The sequence below is a fragment of the Streptomyces sp. NPDC051322 genome, from assembly GCF_040689485.1.
Classification (GTDB): domain Bacteria; phylum Actinomycetota; class Actinomycetes; order Streptomycetales; family Streptomycetaceae; genus Streptomyces.
Map to the genome: position 1 here is coordinate 280,202 of NZ_JBFBAK010000003.1, position 18,494 is coordinate 298,695.

Genomic DNA, 18,494 nt, shown 5'->3' on the forward strand with positions numbered 1-18,494 from the left:
CGGGCGTCCACCGGCCTCCGCCGTCACGCCTGCCTGCGTACCTCCAGCACCCGGAATCTGTTCGCCACGAACGCACCGTCGCAGAGTGCGGCGTTCGCAGCCGGGTTGCCCCCGGATCCGTGGAAGTCCGAGAAGGCGGCTGTCTGGTTGACGTACACCCCGCCCGTGAGGTTCAGCGACAGCTGGGCGCACTCCTCGATGCAGACCTCCTCGATCGCCCTTTCCACGTCCGGTGACGTGGTGTACGCGCCGACCGTCATCGCCCCCTTCTCGCGGACGGTACGACGGAGGAGGTCGAGAGCCGACCGGGTGGAGTCCACGGCCACGGCGAAGGAGACCGGCCCGAAGCATTCGGAGAGGTAGGCGGCCTCGGCGTCCGCCGTGTCCCAGTGCTTCCGTGCACCGTCGAGCTTGACGATCGCCGGCGTGCGCACCACCGCTGCCGGGAATTCGGGGTGGGCGATTTCCCGGGAAGGCAGAGCAACTTCGCCCAGTTCGGCAGCGGCGTCGAGGCGTGCCTTCACGTCCGGATTGACCAGAGCGCCCAGCAGCGCGTTGGCGCGGGCGTCGTCGCCGAGCAGCCCGGCGACGGCTGCCGCGAGGTCGGCGACGACTTCGTCGTAACTCCTGGGGCCGTCTTCGGTGGTGATACCGGCCGCCGGGATCAGCAGATTCTGCGGGGTGGTGCACATCTGGCCGCTGTAGAGCGACAGGGAGAAGGCCAGATTGGAGAGCATGCCTCGGTAGTCGTCCGTGGAGTCGACGACGACGGTGTTGACCCCGGCCTTCTCGGTGTAGACCTGCGCCTGGCGGGCGTTGGCCTCGAGCCAGTCACCGAATGCGGTCGAGCCGGTGTAGTCGATGATCCGGATCTCGGGACGCACGGCCAGGGACTTGGCGATGCCCTCGCCCGGCCGTTCGGCGGCCAGCGCGACCAGGTTCGGGTCGAATCCGGTCTCGGCGAGGACCTCGCGGGCCACCTGAACCGTCAGCGCCAGCGGCAGCACCGCGCGCGGGTGCGGTTTGACCAGGACCGGGTTCCCGGTGGCCAGCGAGGCGAACAGGCCGGGGTAGCCGTTCCAGGTGGGGAAGGTGTTGCAGCCGATCAGCAGCGCGATGCCGCGCCCGGCCGCGGTGAAGGTCTTCCTCAGCTGCTGCGGCTCGCGTTTGCCCTGCGGCTTCGACCAGTCGGCCACGGCCGGTGTACGGGCCTGCTCGGCGTACGCATAGGCCACCGCCTCCAGGCCGCGGTCCTGGGCGTGCGGACCGCCGGCCTGGAACGCCATCATGAAGGCCTGGCCGCTGGTGTGCATGACGGCATGCGCGAACTCGGGTGTCCGCGCGCTGATCCGCGCAAGGATCTCCAGACAGACGAGCGCTCTCGTCTCGGGCCCCGCGTCCCGCCAGGCACCGGTCGCCGCGCTCATGGCGGGCAGCAGGACGTCCGGGTCCGGATGCGGGTAGGTGACGCCCAACTCGATTCCGTACGGAGAGACTTCTCCGCCGGTCCAGTCGTCCGTACCCGGTTGGCCCAGCTCGAGGCGGTGGCCGAGCAGGGCGTCGAAGGCGGCTTTGCCGTCCCCTGTGTACGCCTTGGGGTGCTCGGGGTGCGGAGACCAGTACGCACGTGTACGGATCGCGTCGAGGGCCTGGTCGAGTGTGGGCCGGTGGGTCTCGGACAGCTCGGTCAGCTGCATCGCGGAACAACTCCTCATCGAGTCATCGAGCTGCGCAGAACAGGTGGACAGAGTTAGAGTAACCGAACGATCGGTCGGGACAAGGGGGTCCGCCGGGTCTGTGGATAACTCTGTACGGGAAGATCGCACCCATGACCGCCACCGCACATATGACCGCCCTAGCGTCGCACCGCAGCGTCGCAGTCGTCGGCACCGGCACGATGGGGCAGGGCATTGCACAGGTCGCTCTCCTGGCCGGGCACCCGGTGCTCCTGCACGACACCGTGCCGGACCGCGCCGAACAGGCTGTCGGCGCCATCACCGCGCGGCTGGACCGACTGGTCGAGAAGGGCCGGCTGACCGCGCCGGAACGGGACGCGGCCTGCGGTCGACTGCGCGCCGTGGTGGAACTGGCGGAGCTCGCCGACGCCGCGCTCGTCATCGAGGCGGTCGTGGAACAACTCCCCGCCAAGCAGGAGCTCTTCGCCGCCCTCGAGCAACTGGTGGCGGAGGACTGTCTGCTGGCTACCAATACGTCGTCCCTCTCCGTGACGGCGATTGCGAGCGTGCTGAAGCATCCCGGCCGTTTCCTCGGGCTGCACTTTTTCAATCCGGCGCCGCTGCTCCCCCTGGTGGAGGTGGTGAGCGGCTTCGCGACCGATGAGCCGAGCGCGGCCCGTGCCCGGGCGACGGCGAAAGCCTGGGGCAAGACACCGGTCCGCTGCACCGACACCCCTGGCTTCATCGTCAACCGCATAGCCCGCCCGTTCTACGCCGAGGCCTTCGCGGTGTACGAGGAGCGCGGCGCCGACCCGGCCACCATCGACGCGGTGCTGCGCGAGTCCGGCGGTTTCCGGATGGGCCCCTTCGAGCTGACCGACCTGATCGGTCAGGACGTCAACGAGGCCGTCACCCACTCGGTCTGGGAATCCTTCTTCCAGGACCCCAAATTCCGCCCGTCCCTCGCGCAGCGGCGCCTGGTCGAGTCAGGACTGCACGGCCGCAAGAGCGGGCGCGGCTGGTATGCGTACGGCGAAGGCGCCACGCGGCCGTCGCCGCACACCGCACCGGCCACCGAGCCGCCGTCCGAGATCACCGTGGAGGGCGACCTCGGACCGGCCGGGGAACTGGTCGCCCTGTTCCGCGAGGCCGGTGTCACCGTGCGCGAGGACGAGGAGGACGCCGGGTGCCGGATCGTGCTGCCGAGCGGTGGCCAGCTGGTGCTGGCCGACGGACAGACGTCCGCGGAGTTCCGCGATGTGGTCTATTTCGACCTGGCGCTCGACTATCGGACGGCGACCCGGGTCGCTCTCTCCGCATCCGAGGTCACCGGATGGGAGACGCTCCGGCAGTCGATCGGCCTCTTCCAGCGGATCGGCAAGAAGGTCAGCGTCATCGGTGATGTCCCGGGCATGATCGTCGCTCGTACCGTCGCGATGCTGGTGGACCTGGCCGCCGATGCCGTCGCCAAGGGCGTCGCGTCCGCCGAGGACATCGACACCGCGATGCGGCTGGGCGTCAACTATCCGCTGGGGCCGGTCGAGTGGGGGCGCAGGCTCGGCCGAGCCTGGGCGCACGAGCTGCTGGACGAGCTCCACGCGCGTGTCCCCGGCGGACGGTATGCGCCGTCGCTCGCCCTCTACCGGCAGTCGTACGTCCACGAGGAGAAGGGCGGGACGACCTCATGACCACGCCCAAGCGGGACACCTACACCCCCGAGACGCTGCTGACCGTCGCCGTCCGCATTTTCAACGAGCGCGGATACGACGGCACGTCCATGGAGCACCTCTCGCAGGCGGCGGGCATCTCCAAGTCATCCATCTATCACCATGTCGCAGGCAAGGAGGAGCTGCTGCGTCGTGCGGTCAGCCGTGCGATAGACGGGCTCTTCGGTGTGCTGGGAGAGCCGGGGGCGGCGCGGGGGCGCGCGATCGACCAGGTTGAGTACGTCACGCGCCGCACGGTCGAGGTGCTGATGGCGGAACTTCCGTACGTCACCCTGCTGCTGCGGGTACGCGGCAATACGACCACCGAGCGCTGGGCGATGGAGCGGCGCCGGGAATTCGACCAACGGGTCGCCGGCCTGCTCAAGGCGGCGGTCGCCGAGGGCGATCTCCGTTCCGACGTGGACATCCGGGTGGCCACCCGGCTGCTCTTCGGCATGATCAACTCACTGGTCGAGTGGTGGCGCCCGCAGCTCGGATCCGGCCCCGACGCGGAGCAGCTGGCGGAGACCGTCGTCCAGCTTGCCTTCGAGGGGCTGCGTACGGCGTCGGCCCGCCAGGCGTCCGTGGAGACACCCACGGACGCCTGATGGCTCAAGAAGTACCCGTGACGGCTCAAGAAGTACACGCAGGCCCGGCGGATGCCCGGGTGACTACCCGGGTGGTGGCCCCATCGCGCCGCCCGAGGGTTTCGCGGGATCCAGGTCGGTCTCCTCGAAGACCAGCAGGGTGCGCGTCGAGAGCACCTCGGGTATCGACTGGATCTTCGTCAGCACCAGCTCGCGCAACGCCCTGTTGTCGGCGCTGTGCACCAGCAGAAGTACGTCGAAATCTCCGCTGACCAGCGCGATATGGGCAGTTCCCGGCAACTCGGTGAGCTGCTTGCGGACCGTACGCCAGGAATTCTGCACGATCTTGAGCGTGATGTAGGCGGACGAGCCCTGGCCGGCGCGTTCGTGATTCACCCGGGCGCTGAAGCCGCGGATCACGCCGTCCTCGATGAGCCGGTTGATACGGGCGTAAGCATTGGCCCGCGAGACGTGGACGCGGTCGGCCACGGACCGTATCGAGGCACGGCCGTCCTTCTGGAGGATGCGCAGGATGTCGCGGTCGATCGCGTCCAGCGGACGCGCGGGAGGGCGCTCGCCCTCGTCGGCCATTTGTTCAGCTGCCATCAGCCCCCGCCTTCCTACCATGGACGACCTGTCCCTATCCCAGGCTGTGGAGAACCGTTTGTCCACAGGCTGAAGGTGTCAGTAGCCAAAATGCGCTTTCGACCGAACAATCGGTAGGTGAGGCGCATCACATGGCGGTGCGCCCTCCCCGCTCCCACGAGGAGGTGTTTGGCATGACGGTCCAAGAGCTGCCCGGTGCTACATCCCATCCGGCATGGAAGCTCCGCACCGACCCCGCGCCGCTGCTCCCGGACCCCGAGCCGTACCAGGTGCTCGGTACGGACGCCGTCGACCGGCTGGACGCCGAGCTGTTGCTCGGGCTGTACGACGCCCTGGTGCACGGCCGGCGGTACAACGCGCAGGCCACCGCGCTCACCAAGCAGGGCAGACTGGCCGTCTATCCGTCATCCACCGGTCAGGAGGCGTGCGAGGTCGCTGCCGCGCTGGCTCTCCAGGAGCAGGACTGGCTCTTCCCGAGCTACCGCGACACCCTGGCCGCGGTGGCGCGCGGGCTCGACCCCGTCGAGGCGCTGACGCTGCTCCGAGGCGACTGGCACACCGGTTACGACCCGCGCGAGCACCGCATCGCGCCGCTGTCCACCCCGCTGGCCACCCAGCTGCCGCATGCCGTGGGCCTGGCCCATGCCGCCCGGCTGGCCGGGGACGATGTGGTGTCGCTCGCCATGGTCGGTGACGGCGGGACCAGCGAGGGTGATTTCCACGAGGCGCTCAACTTCGCCGCGGTGTGGAAGGCGCCGGTCGTCTTCCTCGTCCAGAACAACGGCTTCGCGATCTCCGTACCGCTCGCCAAGCAGACCGCGGCCCCTTCACTGGCCCACAAGGCCGTGGGGTACGGGATGCCGGGCCGGCTGGTCGACGGGAACGACGCGGCAGCGATGCACGAGGTGCTGTCCGACGCGGTCGGTCTCGCCCGGTCCGGCGGCGGTCCGACGCTGGTCGAAGCAGTGACCTACCGCATGGAGGCCCATACGAACGCCGACGACGCGTCGCGCTACCGCGGTGACGCGGAGGTCGAGACCTGGCGCAGGCACGATCCGATCCTGCTCCTGGAGCGGGAGCTGACGGGGCGCGGGCTGCTCAGCGACGAGCGCATACGGTCGGCGAGCCATGCGGCGGACACCATGGCGGCGGCCCTTCGGGAGCGGATGAACGCGGAGCCGCTGCTCGACCCGATGGATCTCTTCGCGCAGATCTACGCGACGCCGACGCCACAGCTGCGGGAAGAGTCCACGCAGCTCCGCGCCGAGCTGGACGCGGAGAACGAACGATGAACGACGCGGAGAACGAACGATGACCACAGTGGCAGTGAAACCGGCCACGATGGCACAGGCGCTGCAGCGGGCGATGCGCGACGCGATGGCCGATGACCCCACCGTGCACGTGATGGGAGAGGACGTCGGGACACTGGGCGGGGTCTTCCGGGTTACCGACGGGCTGGCCGAAGAGTTCGGCGAGGACCGGTGCACGGACACGCCGCTCGCGGAGGCGGGCATTCTCGGTGCGGCCGTGGGCATGGCGATGTACGGGCTGCGGCCGGTCGTCGAGATGCAGTTCGACGCCTTCGCCTATCCGGCGTTCGAGCAGCTCGTCAGCCATGTGTCGCGGATGCGTAACCGCACCAGGGGCGCACTGCCGATGCCGATCGTGGTGCGGATTCCGTACGGCGGCGGGATCGGCGGGGTGGAACACCACAGTGACTCGTCCGAGGCGTACTACATGGCGACTCCGGGGCTCCATGTCGTCGCGCCGTCCACAGTCGCCGATGCGTACGGGTTGCTGCGCGAGGCGATCGCCTCCGACGACCCGGTGGTCTTCCTGGAGCCGAAGCGGCTGTACTGGTCGAAGGCCGAGTGGTCGCCGGACGCCCCGGCCGAGGTGGCACCCATAGGGCGGGCCGTGGTGCGCCGCACGGGCAGCAGCGCCACGCTGCTGACCTACGGGCCTTCGGTGCCCGTGTGTCTGGAGGCTGCCGAAGCGGCACGCGAGGAGGGCTGGGATCTGGAGGTCGTGGATCTGCGTTCGCTGGTGCCTTTTGATGACGAGACGGTCTGCGCGTCGGTGCGGCGTACCGGCCGGGCCGTGGTGGTTCATGAGTCACCCGGGTTCGGCGGGCCGGGCGGGGAGATAGCCGCCCGGGTGACGGAGCGCTGTTTCCACCACTTGGAGGCGCCGGTGCTGCGCGTCGCCGGATTCGACATCCCTTATCCGCCGCCGATGCTGGAGCGGCACCACCTGCCGGGTGTGGACAGGGTCCTGGACGCGGTCGCGCGGCTGCAGTGGGAGGCGACGAGCTGATGCCCCAGGTCCTGGAATTCAAGCTGCCGGACCTCGGGGAGGGTCTGACCGAAGCCGAGATCGTTAGGTGGCTGGTCGCCGTCGGCGATGTGGTCGCGGTCGACCAGCCGGTCGTTGAGGTCGAGACGGCGAAGGCGATGGTGGAGGTGCCGTGTCCCTATGGCGGCGTGGTGACGGCACGGTTCGGTGAGGAGGGAAAGGAACTTCCGGTCGGTGCGCCGCTGCTGACGGTGGCGGTGGGATCGGCGGATGCGGCGGACGCCGCCGAAGACGACTCGTCCGGCAACGTGCTCGTGGGATACGGCACGGGAGGGGCGGTGACCGCCCGGCGGCGTCGGATACGGGCCGGTGGAGCGGTGGCGTCGGGTGCGGACGCGGCGCGGCCGGGTGCGGATAGCGTGCGGCCGGGCGCGGGCGCGGGCGCGGGCGCCGGTGCCGGTGCCGTGCATGGTGCGGATGCCGAACGGGGCGCGGCTGCTGCGGAAGCGGGGCCGGTTCCTGTCATTTCTCCGCTGGTGCGGCGGCTGGCCCGTGAACATGGCGTTGATCTGCGAGCTTTGGCGGGCACCGGGCCGGACGGCTTGATTCTGCGGTCCGATGTGGAGCGCGCGATCAGTACGCCGACCGTGGCCCCCGTATCCCCCGGGTTGGCCGCACCGCGCGTGGTGGCGGATGCGGTGGGTGCCGGCGCGGCGGTCCGTGTGCCGCTGCGCGGAGTGCGGGGCGCGGTCGCGGAGAAGTTGTCCCGGAGTCGCCGCGAGATACCGGACGCGACGTGCTGGGTCGACGCGGATGCGACCGAGTTGATGGCGGCGCGGGCGGCCATGAACACCGCGGAGGGACCGAAGATCTCGGTTCTGGCATTGCTGGCCCGCGTGTGCACCGCGGCCCTGGCGCGCTTCCCGGAGCTCAACTCCACCGTGGACATGGCGGCAGGGGACATCGTGCGACTCCCGTCGGTCCACCTGGGTTTCGCCGCCCAGACCGAACGAGGACTCGTCGTGCCGGTGGTGCGTGAGGCGGACGGGCGGTCGACGGAGTCCCTGAATGCGGAGTTCCTACGGCTGACCGAGGCGGCCAGGACCGGGACGCTGACCCCGGCCGACCTGACGGGGGGCACATTCACCCTGAACAACTACGGAGTGTTCGGCGTTGACGGGTCAACGCCGATCATCAACCATCCCGAGGCGGCCATGCTGGGCGTGGGACGGATCGTGTCCAAGCCTTGGGTGTGGCAGGGGGAGCTGGCGGTCCGGCAGGTGGTGCAACTGTCTCTCACGTTCGATCACCGGGTGTGCGACGGAGGGACGGCCGGCGGTTTCCTCAGGTATGTAGCCGACTGCGTCGAGCGGCCGGCGGTGCTGCTGCGGGGCGCGTGAGGCGCGCCCGGCGAATGCCCGGGCGTGAATGGCACGAGACCGTTCCGCCGGGGCGTGCTCACAGCCCATACTCGCGACATGACCTTGTATGACGCCGTCGTGCTCGCCGGAGGCTCTGCCAAGCGACTCGGGGGAGCTGACAAGCCGGGCCTCACCGTGGGCGGGCTTGCGCTGCTCGACCGGGTGCTGGCGGCCTGCCGGGGAGCCGGGACCACCGTGGTGGTCGGTGGCCGCCGCGGTACCGTGCGGCCCGTGGTCTGGGCACAGGAGCGGCCGCCCGGCGGCGGGCCACTGGCGGCCCTTGGAGCTGGGCTGCGCCTTGTGACGGCCGAGACGGTGCTCGTGCTCTCCGCGGACCTGCCTTTTCTGGGCGAGGCGACCGTACCGGCGTTGCTGGAGGCCCTCGGATCGGGCCCGCCCGAAGGGGTACTGCTCACCGATCCGGACGGTCGTGACCAGCCCCTTGTCGCGGCGTACCGGACCGAATCGCTGCGACGTGCGCTTGCTCTGCTCGCCACTGAGCACGGTTCGCTCGCCGGGCTTCCGGTGCGGCTGCTCACCACCGAACTCGACCTCGCCCGGATCGCCGCCGAGCCCCTCGCCTCGTTCGACTGCGACACCTGGCAGGACGTTGCATCGGCGCGGGCCCATATCAGGGAGCATGGACACGTGCTGGATGAATGGATCACCGCAGTCAAGGCCGAACTCGGAATCGATCTCGATGTCGACACCGGCGTCCTTCTCGACCTCGCCCGCGATGCCGCGCACGGTGTCGCCAGACCGGCGGCGCCACTGACCACGTTCCTGGTGGGTTACGCGGCGGCAAAGGCGGAGAAGGACGGGCCGGAGGCGGTCGCCGATGCGGCTCGCAAGGCGGCCGCGCTCGCCACCCGATGGGCGGATGAGGCCGAAAAGGGCGAGGGAACCGACGCCGGATGACCGAGCAGGATGACCGTGACGTCGACGAAGCGCTGGCGCTGGTCGGCAAGGAGGCACCCACCGTGCCGCTACCGGCTTCGCCGCAAGGTCACCGCGCGGTTCCCTGGGCCGAGGCTCGTGCCCGAGCCGAGCGGACCGGCCGGGCCGCGCAGCTCGCCGCCCGCCGGGCGCCGCTCGACCGGATCCTCGGTCAGGTGCTCGCCGAACCTCTTACCGCCCTCACTGATCTGCCGTCCTTCGATACCTCCGCCATGGATGGATGGGCGGTCGCCGGGCCGGGACCCTGGCGGATCGAGGTCGATGGCGGCGTCCTCGCCGGTCACTCCGCGCCGGCGCCGCTCGCCGACGGCGAGGCGGTGAGAATCGCCACCGGCGCCCGGATTCCGCCCGGGTCCACCGCCGTCATCCGTACCGAACATGCCCGTACGGAACATGCCCGTACCGAACATGCCCGCACCGACCACGGTGCGATGTCGCTCCATGGGCAATTGCTCCATGCCCGGCGACAGGTCGTTCACGGGCAGGACATCAGGCCGCGTGGGCAGGAGTGCAGGTCGGGTGATCAATTGCTGCAGACCGGGGCGCTGGTGACCCCCGCCGTGCTCGGACTGGCGGCCGCCGCCGGGTACGACGAGCTGCTCACGGTGCCCCGGCCGCGGGTGGAAGTACTGATCCTCGGTGACGAGCTGCTGGTGGAGGGGCTCCCCCACGACGGCCTGATCCGGGACGCCCTGGGTCCGATGATCGGCCCATGGCTCCGCGCGCTCGGCGCGGATGTGCTGTCCACTCGTCGTCTGGGAGACGACGCCGACGCGCTGCACCGAGCCGTCACCACCTCCGGCGCCGACCTGATCGTCACCACCGGGGGCACCGCGGCGGGGCCCGTCGACCATGTGCATCCGATTCTGCGGAAGGCCGGCGCCGAGTTGGTGGTGGACGGCGTGGCGGTCCGGCCGGGGCATCCGATGCTGCTCGCGCGGCTGACCGGGACCCGCCATCTGGTCGGGCTGCCGGGAAATCCGCTGGCCGCTGTATCCGGGCTGCTGACACTCGCCGAACCCCTGTTGCGTACCCGCTCCGGCCGCCCGGCGATGGAGGCCTACGCCGCTCCGGTGCGTGAGGAGGTGCAGGGACATCCGTACGACACCCGGCTCGTCCCCGTGGTGCACCGGGTGGAGGAGATCGTGCCGCTGCACTTCAACGGCCCCGCCATGCTGCGGGGCATGGCAGCTGCCGACGGACTGGCCGTGGTTCCGCCGGGGGGCGCCCGAGCCGGGCAGCATCTGGAGATCCTCGATCTGCCGTGGGCGGGGGAGTGTTTCACGTGAAACTGCCCGGACACGACGCCCTGGACCGACAGGTGGACGAGAGGCTGGTGACACGGCGGGTCACACTGCCGCGCCGGATGGTCCAGAGGCCGCTCCGGCAGGTCGCAAGGCGGGTCATGATCGCGTTGCTGGTACTGGTGGTGACGGCGTTCACCGTCTGGTTCGATCGTGAGGGCTATCACGACAACGCCGACGGCTCGGTCGATCTGCTCGACTCCTTCTACTACGCCACCGTCACCCTCTCCACCACGGGGTACGGCGACATCGTCCCCTACGGAGCCGGCGCCAGACTCACCAACATCCTGGTGGTCACGCCGCTGCGCGTGCTGTTTCTGATCATCCTGGTCGGTACCACTCTCGAAGTGCTCACCGAGCGCACTCGGGAAGAGTGGCGGCTGAATCGCTGGAGGCTCCGTTTGCGTGACCACACCGTCGTCATCGGATTCGGTACCAAGGGCCGATCCGCGATGCAAACGCTGTGTGCGACAGGGCTGAACCGGGAGCAGATTGTCGTCGTCGACCCGAACAGCAAGGTCATCGAGGCTGCCAATGCCGAGGGTTACGCGGGTGTCGTCGGGGACGCGACACGCAGTGATGTGCTGCTCAGCGCCGAGCTGCAGCGTGCCCGGCAGATCGTGATCGCGACGCAGCGCGACGACACCGCGGTACTCGTCACCCTGACCGCCCGTCAGCTCAACCGGGGGGCCAAGATCGTGGCCGCGGTGCGCGAGGAGGAGAACGCACAACTGCTGCGCCAGTCCGGCGCCGACGCGGTGATCACCAGCGCCAGTGCGGCGGGCCGGCTGCTCGGGCTGTCCGTACTCAGTCCCAGCGCGGGCACGGTGATGGAGGACCTGATCCAGCAGGGCAGTGGGCTGGATCTGGTCGAACGGCCGGTGATAAAGGCCGAAGTGGGCCGGAGCGTCCGGGAGGTGCAGGATCTGGTGGTCACCGTGAAGCGCGGGCATCGGCTGCTCGGGTACGACGATCCGGAGGCTAGTCCGTTGCAACTCACCGACCGTTTGATCGCGATTGTGCGTGTCTCCCCTGCGGCGGCGGGAACGGGTGCGGAGTAGCCTCGCGCTCATGCATGCGATCACGATCCCCGAACCTGGCGGTCCCGAGGCGCTTGTCTGGGCCGAGGTGCCTGATCCCGTACCCGGCGAGGGCGAAGTCCTTGTCGAGGTCGCGGCGGCGGCCGTCAACCGCGCCGATGTTCTGCAACGGCAGGGTTTCTACGACCCCCCGCCCGGCGCATCGCCCTACCCCGGCCTCGAGTGCTCCGGCCGCATCACGGCCCTGGGCCCCGGGGTCTCCGGCTGGGCGGTGGGCGACGAGGTGTGTGCGCTGCTGTCAGGTGGCGGCTATGCGGAAAAGGTCGCCGTACCCGTGGGGCAGCTACTGCCGCTGCCCGATGGGATCGACCTGGTGACTGCGGCCGGGCTGCCCGAAGTGGCGTGCACGGTGTGGTCGAACGTCTTCATGGTGGCCCATCTGCGGCCCGGCGAGACCCTGTTGGTGCATGGCGGGTCGAGCGGGATCGGCACCATGGCGATCCAGTTGGGCAAGGCCGTCGGGGCGCGAGTCGCCGTCACCGCGGGTAGCGCCGACAAGCTGGCGCGGTGCGCCGAGCTGGGCGCCGACATTCTCATCGACTATCGCGAGCAGGACTTCGTGGAGGAGATTCGCCGGGCGACGGACGGGGCGGGCGCGGACGTCATCCTCGACATCGTCGGCGCGAAGTATCTGGACCGGAACGTGAAGGCACTGGCGGTCAACGGCCGCCTCGCGGTGATCGGTATGCAGGGCGGCGCGAAGGGCGAACTGAACCTCGCGGCACTGCTCGGCAAGCGGGGCGCGGTGACGGCCACTTCGCTGCGGGCCCGGCCGTTGGGCGAGAAGGCCGCGATCGTCGCGGCGGTGCGGGAGCACGTCTGGCCGCTGATCGCCGGTGGACGGGTGCGGGCCGTGGTGGACCAGGAGGTGCCGCTCGCCGAAGCCGCGGAGGCGCACCGGTTGCTGGACGTCGGGACGCACGTGGGCAAGATCCTCCTGCGGGCTTCGGCACCCGCGCGGGGCTAGCCGCTCCCGACGCCTGCGACGCCCGCGCCAAGAGTTTCCCCCCGGTGCACACCGAGGCCCGGCCCCCGTTCGTACGCGGTGTGCGTACGAACGGGGGCCGGGCCTCGAGATCGTTCTGTGCCTGTCGTTCAGCGACTACAGATACGGCCCGGAGCGGATCGCCCCGTGGCCACCGGACTCCTCGTCGTCCTCCTGGCCGCCGGCCCCCGGCGGAAGAGCGCGACGCATGCTTTCCAGCTGGGCCCTGGCCGCCATCTGCTGGGCGAAGAGGGCCGTCTGGATGCCATGGAAGAGACCCTCCAGCCAGCCCACCAACTGGGCCTGCGCAATCCGCAGTTCTGCTTCGGAAGGGATGGCCTCGTCGGTGAACGGGAGCGACAGGCGCTCCAGTTCCTCGACGAGCTCCGGGGCCAGGCCGTCCTCCAGCTCCTTCACCGAAGAGGCATGGATGTCCTTGAGACGGACCCGGCTCGCCTCGTCCAGAGGTGCTGCGCGTACCTCCTCGAGAAGCTGCTTGATCATGCTGCCGATGCGCATGACCTTGGCCGGCTGCTCCACCATTTCTGTCACTGGAACCTCGCGCGACTCGTCGTCACCGCCGGCTCCGCCGCCGAGCGCCATCCCGTCCTGTCCCACGACCAGGACGTGGGGCTGCTCTCGCGACTGTTCCGACCGTTCACTCCTCGGCATATCCATACCGCCATTGTCTCGCACACATACTCCACGGGAGTGTGGTGCCCCCGATCCCGGGTGATCCACCCTTTGGCGGTGTCATCCGGCTCGCCGGGCCAGCACCGGACGGGAGCGGGTGAACGCGCCGGCCAGTAGCCCCGCCAGTAGCGGTACACCCACGCCGAGGATTCCGATGGTCTCCCAGGGCAGCACGATCGGGGTGTAGGAGGACTGCATCGGGTCGTGGCGCATGGCTTCCAGCGCCTGCCGCAGATCCGTCAGCCGTACCGCCACCGCGGGCACGACACCGGTGGCCGCGCCGAGCAGTACGCCCGCTCCGGCGACCACCGCGCACTGGAAGCCGCTGAGTGTGCGCCGCACCCCTGGCGGGGCGCCTATGGCGCTGAGGGTCGTCAGATCGGCCTCCGCGTCGGCCTTGGCGAGGCCCGTGGTGATGGCCGCCGCGCCCAGCGTCACCACGCCCGCGAACAGCGCCAGGACCAGCATGGTGGTGTTGTCGTCGGTCGGCGGAGTGTCGCGCAGGAGATAGGCGCCGTCTCCTGCCTGCGCCATTCCGTCGTCGAAGCGCTGGTTCTCGGCATCGGTCGGCGTATGGGTGACCGGGTAGACGGTGGCGACCGGGCCGGAGTGCAGACCGAGGCGGTCCGCGGTGGACTGCGGCAGGATCAGGCGGATGCCGGGGGTCGCCGCGAACCGGTCGGCGGCTCGGTAGACCTTGAGCCGGGTCACGGTCTCCTCGGGTTTGCCGGGGTGCAGTTTCCGGTTCTTCTCGTCCTGTTCGACGTATCGCTGTACGGCCTTGATGGTGACCTTGCCGTCCGAGTCGGCGAACGCGTTGTTCAGCAGTACCGGGGTCCCCGCGGCAAGTGCTTTCGCCGCCGCCGGGTCCTTGAGCCCGACGTAGGTGCGCAGCAGGGCGGCGTCACCGACGACGATCTCGTCCGGGTTGCCGAAGTTGCTCATGGTGGCCGCTTCGGCCTTGCAGGGCGGGGAGTTCAGCAGCTTCTTGTGCTCGTCGGCGGAGAGACCGGCCGCGAGCTCCTTGCCGCCCGGGGCCTGCAGCGGGCAGATGTGTGCTGCCGGCTTGGGCATGGTGAGCGTGCCGCAGTCCGCGGTCTCCGCTTCGGCGAAGCGGTCGCAGTCGCTGCCGGCCCAGACCCGTCCGATATCGGCGGGTGCACCGCTCACCGGCAGGTCGCGGGTGGCTGTCCCGCGTGCGGTGGCCAGCTCCTCGGCCGGGTCGGCGTGTTCGGAGTAGGTGTCGGCGGCGAGTGCGACGACGCCGGGCGGCAGCATCAGCTCCTTGTTGTAGCGCTGCTCCGCCGCGGTGCTTGCCGTGTAGGTGGCTATGGCCACCGTGCCGGCGACCGCCGCCATCACCGCGGCGACCGCGGGCGCGGTGCGGCCCCGGTTGCGGGCCGCGTCGCGTAGCGCCAGCCGAGGGGAGAGCGGGAAGAGGCGGCCCAGCCGTCCCAGGAACCCGACGATCACCGGGATGCAGGCCAGCACGCCCAGCTCGGCGACGACCGAGCCGGCGGTGACACCGATCGTCTTCCCCGTCAGGCCACCGGCGACGGCCAGCGCGATGCCGATGCCGAGGGCGATGACGCCCAGCAACGGCATGACCCGCGAGGAGCGGCGCACTCCGCGCCGACCGGTGAGGGATTCGATCACCGACTGCCGGCCGGCCACGATCGCGGGGGCGAACGCCGCGAGGAGGCCGGTGACCAGGCCGATCGCGGCGATCCCGAACAGTTCGAGCGGAGGTAGCACCAGCGAGCCGAAGCGCCGGCCGGCCCAGCCCTCGATCAGTGGCCGCAGCGCGGCGGTGAGGCCGAGGCCGGCGAGCGCGCCGATCACCGTCCCCGCGCCGCCCAGCACCACACCGCCGGAGAGGACCACCGCGCGGATGTGTCTGTGGTCGCCGCCGCACGTGCCGACCAGCCCGAGCTGGCGCCGGGAGCGGCGGGCGCCGACCGCGAAGGCCGGACCGGCGAGCAGCACGATCTCCAGCATCGCCATCGCGACGACGGTGGCGATCGCCGCAGTGACCTCCGGAGTGTCGCTGGACGAGCTGCCGCTGTCCTCGGCGGCCATCGGCACCTCGGAGCGCGGTGGCGGGTTCCGGAAGACCTCGCGGGACTTCACCAGTACGCCCCGCTTGTTCGCAGCGAGGACGTTCTGCCAGGTCACCCCGGACGCGTCGGCTGCCTTGACGAGCCGGTCGATGGCTCCGGGCTGCGGCGGGAGGATCTTGCCGTTACGGGCGGCGGCGTGCTTCCACGGGGCGATGAGGGCGCCCGTGTTGACGTAGACGTAGGTGCCCTTCAGATCGGCCGGCAGCTCGACGGCGCCGGTGATCGTGAAGGTCTTCCCGGCGCCGCGGACGGTGGTGTGCGAACCGACATGGAGTCCGGTGGCTTTCAGGAAGGCGTCGTTGGCGACCATGTCGCTGTCCGACTTCGGGTAGCTGCCACGCACCAGAGTGACCTTGCCGCGCACCAGTGGGTCCGCGGTGTTCAACTCGGTGACCTGGAGGGTCTTCACGCCGTATGCGGTCGTGACGGTGGACAGCACGCTCTGCTCGGTGACCCCGCGTGCGCCCGGCGGCAGCGCGGACGCCATGTCCGGTGCGGAGTCCGAGTGGCCGCCCTGCGACAGCGAGGCGTAGCTGTCGGCTTCCGGCATCTGTTCGATGGCGCCGCCATCCATTCCCGGGTCGCTGAACAGGGCGTCGGCCGCGCCCATTTCGGCGTTCAGTTGCTCGGCCCGGGTGGAAATCGCGCTGTGGTACGTGATGTCCGCGGCGGTGACGCCGAGCACCGGCAGCGCGATCATCGAGACGACCAGGGCGCTGCGACCCTTGGCGCGCAGGGCGTCCCGGCGGGCGATGCGGAGGGCGGCGCGCCAGCCGGTCAGAACGCTCACTCGGCACCTTCGGCGGACCGGACCAGCAGGGACTCGGCGGCCGTGGTGAGGGTCTGGTCGACCACCGAGCCGTCCCGGAGGAACACCACCCGGTCCGCCCAGGCGGCGTAGCGGGGTTCATGGGTGACCATGACGCCCGCGGCGCCGGCGTCGCAGCGGGTGCGGAGCAGCGCGAGCACGGCCTCGCCGGTCTCGGAGTCCAGGGCGCCGGTCGGTTCGTCGGCCAGCACGAGCCGCCGGTCGCCGACCAGGGCGCGGGCGATGGCGACGCGCTGCTGCTGGCCGCCGGACATCTCGTCGGGGAAGCGGTCGGCCACTTCCCCGAGGTTCATCTCGGCCAGGGCGTCCCTCGCTTCCTGCCGGGCCTTGCGCACGGATATGCCGTCGAGCTCGCGGGGCAGGGCGATGTTCTCGGCAGCGGTCAGGGCGGGGATCAGGTTGTAGTCCTGGAAGACGTAGCCGACGCTTCGGCGGCGCAGGGCGGAGAGTGTCTTGCGGCCGAGGGGGCCGATGTCCTGCCCCTCGATGATCACTTGGCCCGACGAGGCGGTGTCCAGGCCGCCTGCCAGCGTGAGCAGCGTCGACTTGCCGGAGCCCGACGGGCCCATGACGGCGACCAGTTCGCCCGCCCGCACGTCCAGATCGACTCCGCGCAGGGCGTGTACCTCGGCGATGCCGGTGCCGTGCGTGCGGGTGAGGTTTCTCAGTTCCAGAACAGGCGCTGCGGTGCCGCCCGGTGTGCCTGACGTGCCTGGTGCGGCGGACGTGGTCATGGGTTCCCCCTGGTACGAGTGTCTGGTCGGAGTGGCTGGTGGCCGGGTTGTTTCAACGGGGGAGCTTGCGGCGGGTGGCCCTGGTCGGGGACGGGGCGGGAGTCGCCGTGGCTGTTTCCGCCAGCCGCGCCAGCCGGGACTCGCAGTGGTCCAGCCATCGGGCTTCCGCTTCGGCCTGGAAGATCAGCTGTTCCAGTACGAGCAGCCAGGCCACTTCGTCGCGGTTGGCGGGGGCGGCGGTGAGGGCCTGGGCCTTGAGCCGGGTGTAGTCCTGCATCGCCTTCACCGTGTGGTGGCGCTGCGACTGGATCACTGCCCTGATGTCGACGCCGGGGGCGCCGACTGCCATCGCGAGCTTGATGGCCAGCTCGTCGCGGGCCGGGCTGGTCCGGTCCACCGGGGCCTCGTACCAGCTCTTGAGCTCGTCGCGGCCCTCTTCGGTGATCGCGTACAGCGCGTGGCCCGCGTCGTCCTCGCCGTCCGGGGCAACCATGCCGTCGCGTTCCAAACGGCTGAGCGTCGTGTAGACCTGCCCGACGTTGAGGGGCCAGGTGGCGCCGGTGCGGGACTCGAACTCGGTACGGAGTTGAGAGCCGTAGCGGGGACCGTGCTCGAGGAGGGCCAACAGCCCGTGGCGGATCGACATACTGAGTATGTATACCGAGTATGCTCAGTGAGGCAAGTACCTAGCCGCGCCGCAACCGCAGCCCCAGGAACCCCAGTCCCACTCCGACCAGCGCAAGCCCGGCTCCCAGTGCGCCGACATGGATCGGGAGCGGATCGGACTGCGAGACCGTCTTCTCTGCGGACTGCTGCGCGACCGTATCGCCCGAGGTGCGGGCAGGGCTCGCCGTCGGCTGCCGGGACGGAACCCGCGTTTCCTCCGGTGCTCGGTACGAGGGCTGCTCGGCCGGGGTCGACGGGTCTGCCGGGTTCCGCTCGGCGGCTGGGGCGCTGCGGCTCGGATCGCTGCTCGGGCTACGGCTCGTCGTACCGGACGGATGCGGCGAGGGCTTCCCGGTGCGGTCGGGCCGGGTGTGTCCTTGGCCGGCGGCGCCCGCGCCCGGCGAGGCACTCGGGATGGGGGCCGGTACGGCCGCCGGGTCGTGGTCCTGGTCGGGGCGGGCCGGGTGGCCCGGATGCCCCGGGTGGTCGGCGTGGTGTCCATGGCCTCGGCCGTGCGGACGACCGTGGTCGGGACCATGGTGGTCGCGGTGCGGACCCGGACCGTGGCCTTCCGCCAGGAGGTCTGCCGCCGCATGGGCCGAAGCGGTCGGCGTCACTCCACCCGCTTCCGCGCCGGCGCCCGTGAGAGTGCCGGTACCAAAAAGGGCACTGGGACTCGCGCGGCGGCTCGGTGCCGGGAGCACCGAGTCCGCGCCGACGCTCATGATCGGCGAGGGCAGAACGGGATACACCCCCACCGGACACATCAGCACTGCACACACCACGACACCGATCACGAGGTGTCCCTCTTTCCC

Annotated in this window: 16 protein-coding genes; 9 read left to right on the plus strand and 7 right to left on the minus strand. The window is 70.3% G+C overall.

The features are described 5' to 3' along the window. Window positions 1–23: 23 nt before the first annotated feature. Window positions 24–1,715 carry a phenylacetic acid degradation protein PaaN gene (paaN, locus tag AB0436_RS09530; protein WP_366467160.1) on the minus strand — a complete coding sequence of 564 codons (1,692 nt, stop codon included), beginning with the start codon at window positions 1,713–1,715 and terminating at the stop codon, window positions 24–26. Window positions 1,716–1,846: 131 nt separating this feature from the next. Here paaN and AB0436_RS09535 point away from each other — a divergent pair, with 131 nt between their 5' ends. Together AB0436_RS09535 and AB0436_RS09540 are read left to right on the plus strand one after the other, a co-directional pair. Beyond that, on the plus strand, window positions 1,847–3,364 hold the full coding sequence (locus AB0436_RS09535; RefSeq protein WP_366467488.1) for a 3-hydroxyacyl-CoA dehydrogenase: 1,518 nt from the start codon (window positions 1,847–1,849) through the stop codon (window positions 3,362–3,364). Beyond that, window positions 3,361–3,990 (plus strand): TetR/AcrR family transcriptional regulator, encoded by a 630-nt coding sequence (locus tag AB0436_RS09540; RefSeq protein ID WP_366467161.1) that lies wholly within the window; start codon window positions 3,361–3,363, stop codon window positions 3,988–3,990. The genes AB0436_RS09535 and AB0436_RS09540 overlap by 4 nt, the downstream gene beginning before the upstream one ends. Before the next feature lie 63 nt (window positions 3,991–4,053). Here the strand turns inward: AB0436_RS09540 and AB0436_RS09545 are convergent, their stop codons facing one another. Continuing rightward, window positions 4,054–4,575: an Lrp/AsnC family transcriptional regulator gene (locus tag AB0436_RS09545; protein WP_366467162.1), complete on the minus strand. Its 522-nt coding sequence runs from the start codon at window positions 4,573–4,575 to the stop codon at window positions 4,054–4,056. A 173-nt stretch (window positions 4,576–4,748) separates the two neighbouring features. On the opposite strand from AB0436_RS09545, the gene AB0436_RS09550 reads away from it, so the two are divergent. From AB0436_RS09550 to AB0436_RS09580, 7 genes are all read left to right on the plus strand, one after another. Next, on the plus strand, window positions 4,749–5,867 hold the full coding sequence (locus AB0436_RS09550; protein WP_366467163.1) for a thiamine pyrophosphate-dependent dehydrogenase E1 component subunit alpha: 1,119 nt from the start codon (window positions 4,749–4,751) through the stop codon (window positions 5,865–5,867). A gap of 19 nt (window positions 5,868–5,886) precedes the next feature. Then, window positions 5,887–6,891: an alpha-ketoacid dehydrogenase subunit beta gene (locus AB0436_RS09555; protein ID WP_366467164.1), complete on the plus strand. Its 1,005-nt coding sequence runs from the start codon at window positions 5,887–5,889 to the stop codon at window positions 6,889–6,891. Next, window positions 6,891–8,270, plus strand: a complete 1,380-nt coding sequence (locus tag AB0436_RS09560; protein WP_366467165.1) for a dihydrolipoamide acetyltransferase family protein — start codon at window positions 6,891–6,893, stop codon at window positions 8,268–8,270. The genes AB0436_RS09555 and AB0436_RS09560 overlap by 1 nt, the downstream gene beginning before the upstream one ends. A 78-nt stretch (window positions 8,271–8,348) precedes the next feature. Then, complete coding sequence (locus tag AB0436_RS09565) at window positions 8,349–9,209, plus strand: DUF6457 domain-containing protein (RefSeq protein ID WP_366467166.1); 861 nt, start codon at window positions 8,349–8,351, stop codon at window positions 9,207–9,209. After that, window positions 9,206–10,537, plus strand: a complete 1,332-nt coding sequence (locus AB0436_RS09570) for a molybdopterin molybdotransferase MoeA (protein WP_366467167.1) — start codon at window positions 9,206–9,208, stop codon at window positions 10,535–10,537. The genes AB0436_RS09565 and AB0436_RS09570 overlap by 4 nt, the downstream gene beginning before the upstream one ends. Beyond that, complete coding sequence (locus AB0436_RS09575) at window positions 10,525–11,613, plus strand: potassium channel family protein (RefSeq protein WP_366467168.1); 1,089 nt, start codon at window positions 10,525–10,527, stop codon at window positions 11,611–11,613. Before AB0436_RS09570 ends, AB0436_RS09575 begins: the two co-directional genes overlap by 13 nt. A gap of 10 nt (window positions 11,614–11,623) precedes the next feature. After that, window positions 11,624–12,619 carry an NAD(P)H-quinone oxidoreductase gene (locus tag AB0436_RS09580; RefSeq protein ID WP_366467169.1) on the plus strand — a complete coding sequence of 332 codons (996 nt, stop codon included), beginning with the start codon at window positions 11,624–11,626 and terminating at the stop codon, window positions 12,617–12,619. A gap of 135 nt (window positions 12,620–12,754) precedes the next feature. On the opposite strand, the gene AB0436_RS09585 is transcribed toward AB0436_RS09580, so the two are convergent. The 5 genes from AB0436_RS09585 to AB0436_RS09605 form a co-directional block, all read right to left on the minus strand. After that, window positions 12,755–13,315 (minus strand): bacterial proteasome activator family protein, encoded by a 561-nt coding sequence (locus AB0436_RS09585; RefSeq protein ID WP_366467171.1) that lies wholly within the window; start codon window positions 13,313–13,315, stop codon window positions 12,755–12,757. Between the two features lie 75 nt (window positions 13,316–13,390). Further along, window positions 13,391–16,240: an FtsX-like permease family protein gene (locus tag AB0436_RS09590; RefSeq protein WP_366467172.1), complete on the minus strand. Its 2,850-nt coding sequence runs from the start codon at window positions 16,238–16,240 to the stop codon at window positions 13,391–13,393. Then, entirely contained in the window at window positions 16,237–17,013 is a 777-nt protein-coding gene (locus AB0436_RS09595) for an ABC transporter ATP-binding protein (protein ID WP_366467173.1), read from the minus strand. The genes AB0436_RS09590 and AB0436_RS09595 overlap by 4 nt, the downstream gene beginning before the upstream one ends. A gap of 52 nt (window positions 17,014–17,065) precedes the next feature. Continuing rightward, a complete protein-coding gene (locus AB0436_RS09600; protein WP_366467174.1) occupies window positions 17,066–17,659 on the minus strand; it encodes a PadR family transcriptional regulator in 594 nt (197 codons plus the stop codon). 40 nt (window positions 17,660–17,699) lie between these two features. After that, window positions 17,700–18,296, minus strand: coding sequence for a hypothetical protein (locus tag AB0436_RS09605; RefSeq protein ID WP_366467175.1), 597 nt, complete (start codon window positions 18,294–18,296; stop codon window positions 17,700–17,702). Between the last annotated feature and the right edge of the window lie 198 nt (window positions 18,297–18,494).

Excerpts from the sequence above, each read along its gene's own strand:
- paaN (WP_366467160.1), bottom strand. The coding sequence starts at position 1,715 with ATGAGGAGTTGTTCCGCGATGCAGCTGACCGAGCTGTCCGAGACCCAC.
- AB0436_RS09550 (WP_366467163.1), top strand. The coding sequence starts at position 4,749 with ATGACGGTCCAAGAGCTGCCCGGTGCTACATCCCATCCGGCATGGAAG.
- AB0436_RS09565 (WP_366467166.1), top strand. The coding sequence starts at position 8,349 with ATGACCTTGTATGACGCCGTCGTGCTCGCCGGAGGCTCTGCCAAGCGA.
- AB0436_RS09585 (WP_366467171.1), bottom strand. The coding sequence starts at position 13,315 with ATGGATATGCCGAGGAGTGAACGGTCGGAACAGTCGCGAGAGCAGCCC.
- AB0436_RS09540 (WP_366467161.1), top strand. The coding sequence starts at position 3,361 with ATGACCACGCCCAAGCGGGACACCTACACCCCCGAGACGCTGCTGACC.
- AB0436_RS09595 (WP_366467173.1), bottom strand. The coding sequence starts at position 17,013 with ATGACCACGTCCGCCGCACCAGGCACGTCAGGCACACCGGGCGGCACC.
- AB0436_RS09555 (WP_366467164.1), top strand. The coding sequence starts at position 5,887 with ATGACCACAGTGGCAGTGAAACCGGCCACGATGGCACAGGCGCTGCAG.
- AB0436_RS09570 (WP_366467167.1), top strand. The coding sequence starts at position 9,206 with ATGACCGAGCAGGATGACCGTGACGTCGACGAAGCGCTGGCGCTGGTC.
- AB0436_RS09535 (WP_366467488.1), top strand. The coding sequence starts at position 1,847 with ATGACCGCCCTAGCGTCGCACCGCAGCGTCGCAGTCGTCGGCACCGGC.
- AB0436_RS09600 (WP_366467174.1), bottom strand. The coding sequence starts at position 17,659 with ATGTCGATCCGCCACGGGCTGTTGGCCCTCCTCGAGCACGGTCCCCGC.
- AB0436_RS09545 (WP_366467162.1), bottom strand. The coding sequence starts at position 4,575 with ATGGCAGCTGAACAAATGGCCGACGAGGGCGAGCGCCCTCCCGCGCGT.
- AB0436_RS09560 (WP_366467165.1), top strand. The coding sequence starts at position 6,891 with ATGCCCCAGGTCCTGGAATTCAAGCTGCCGGACCTCGGGGAGGGTCTG.
- AB0436_RS09580 (WP_366467169.1), top strand. The coding sequence starts at position 11,624 with ATGCATGCGATCACGATCCCCGAACCTGGCGGTCCCGAGGCGCTTGTC.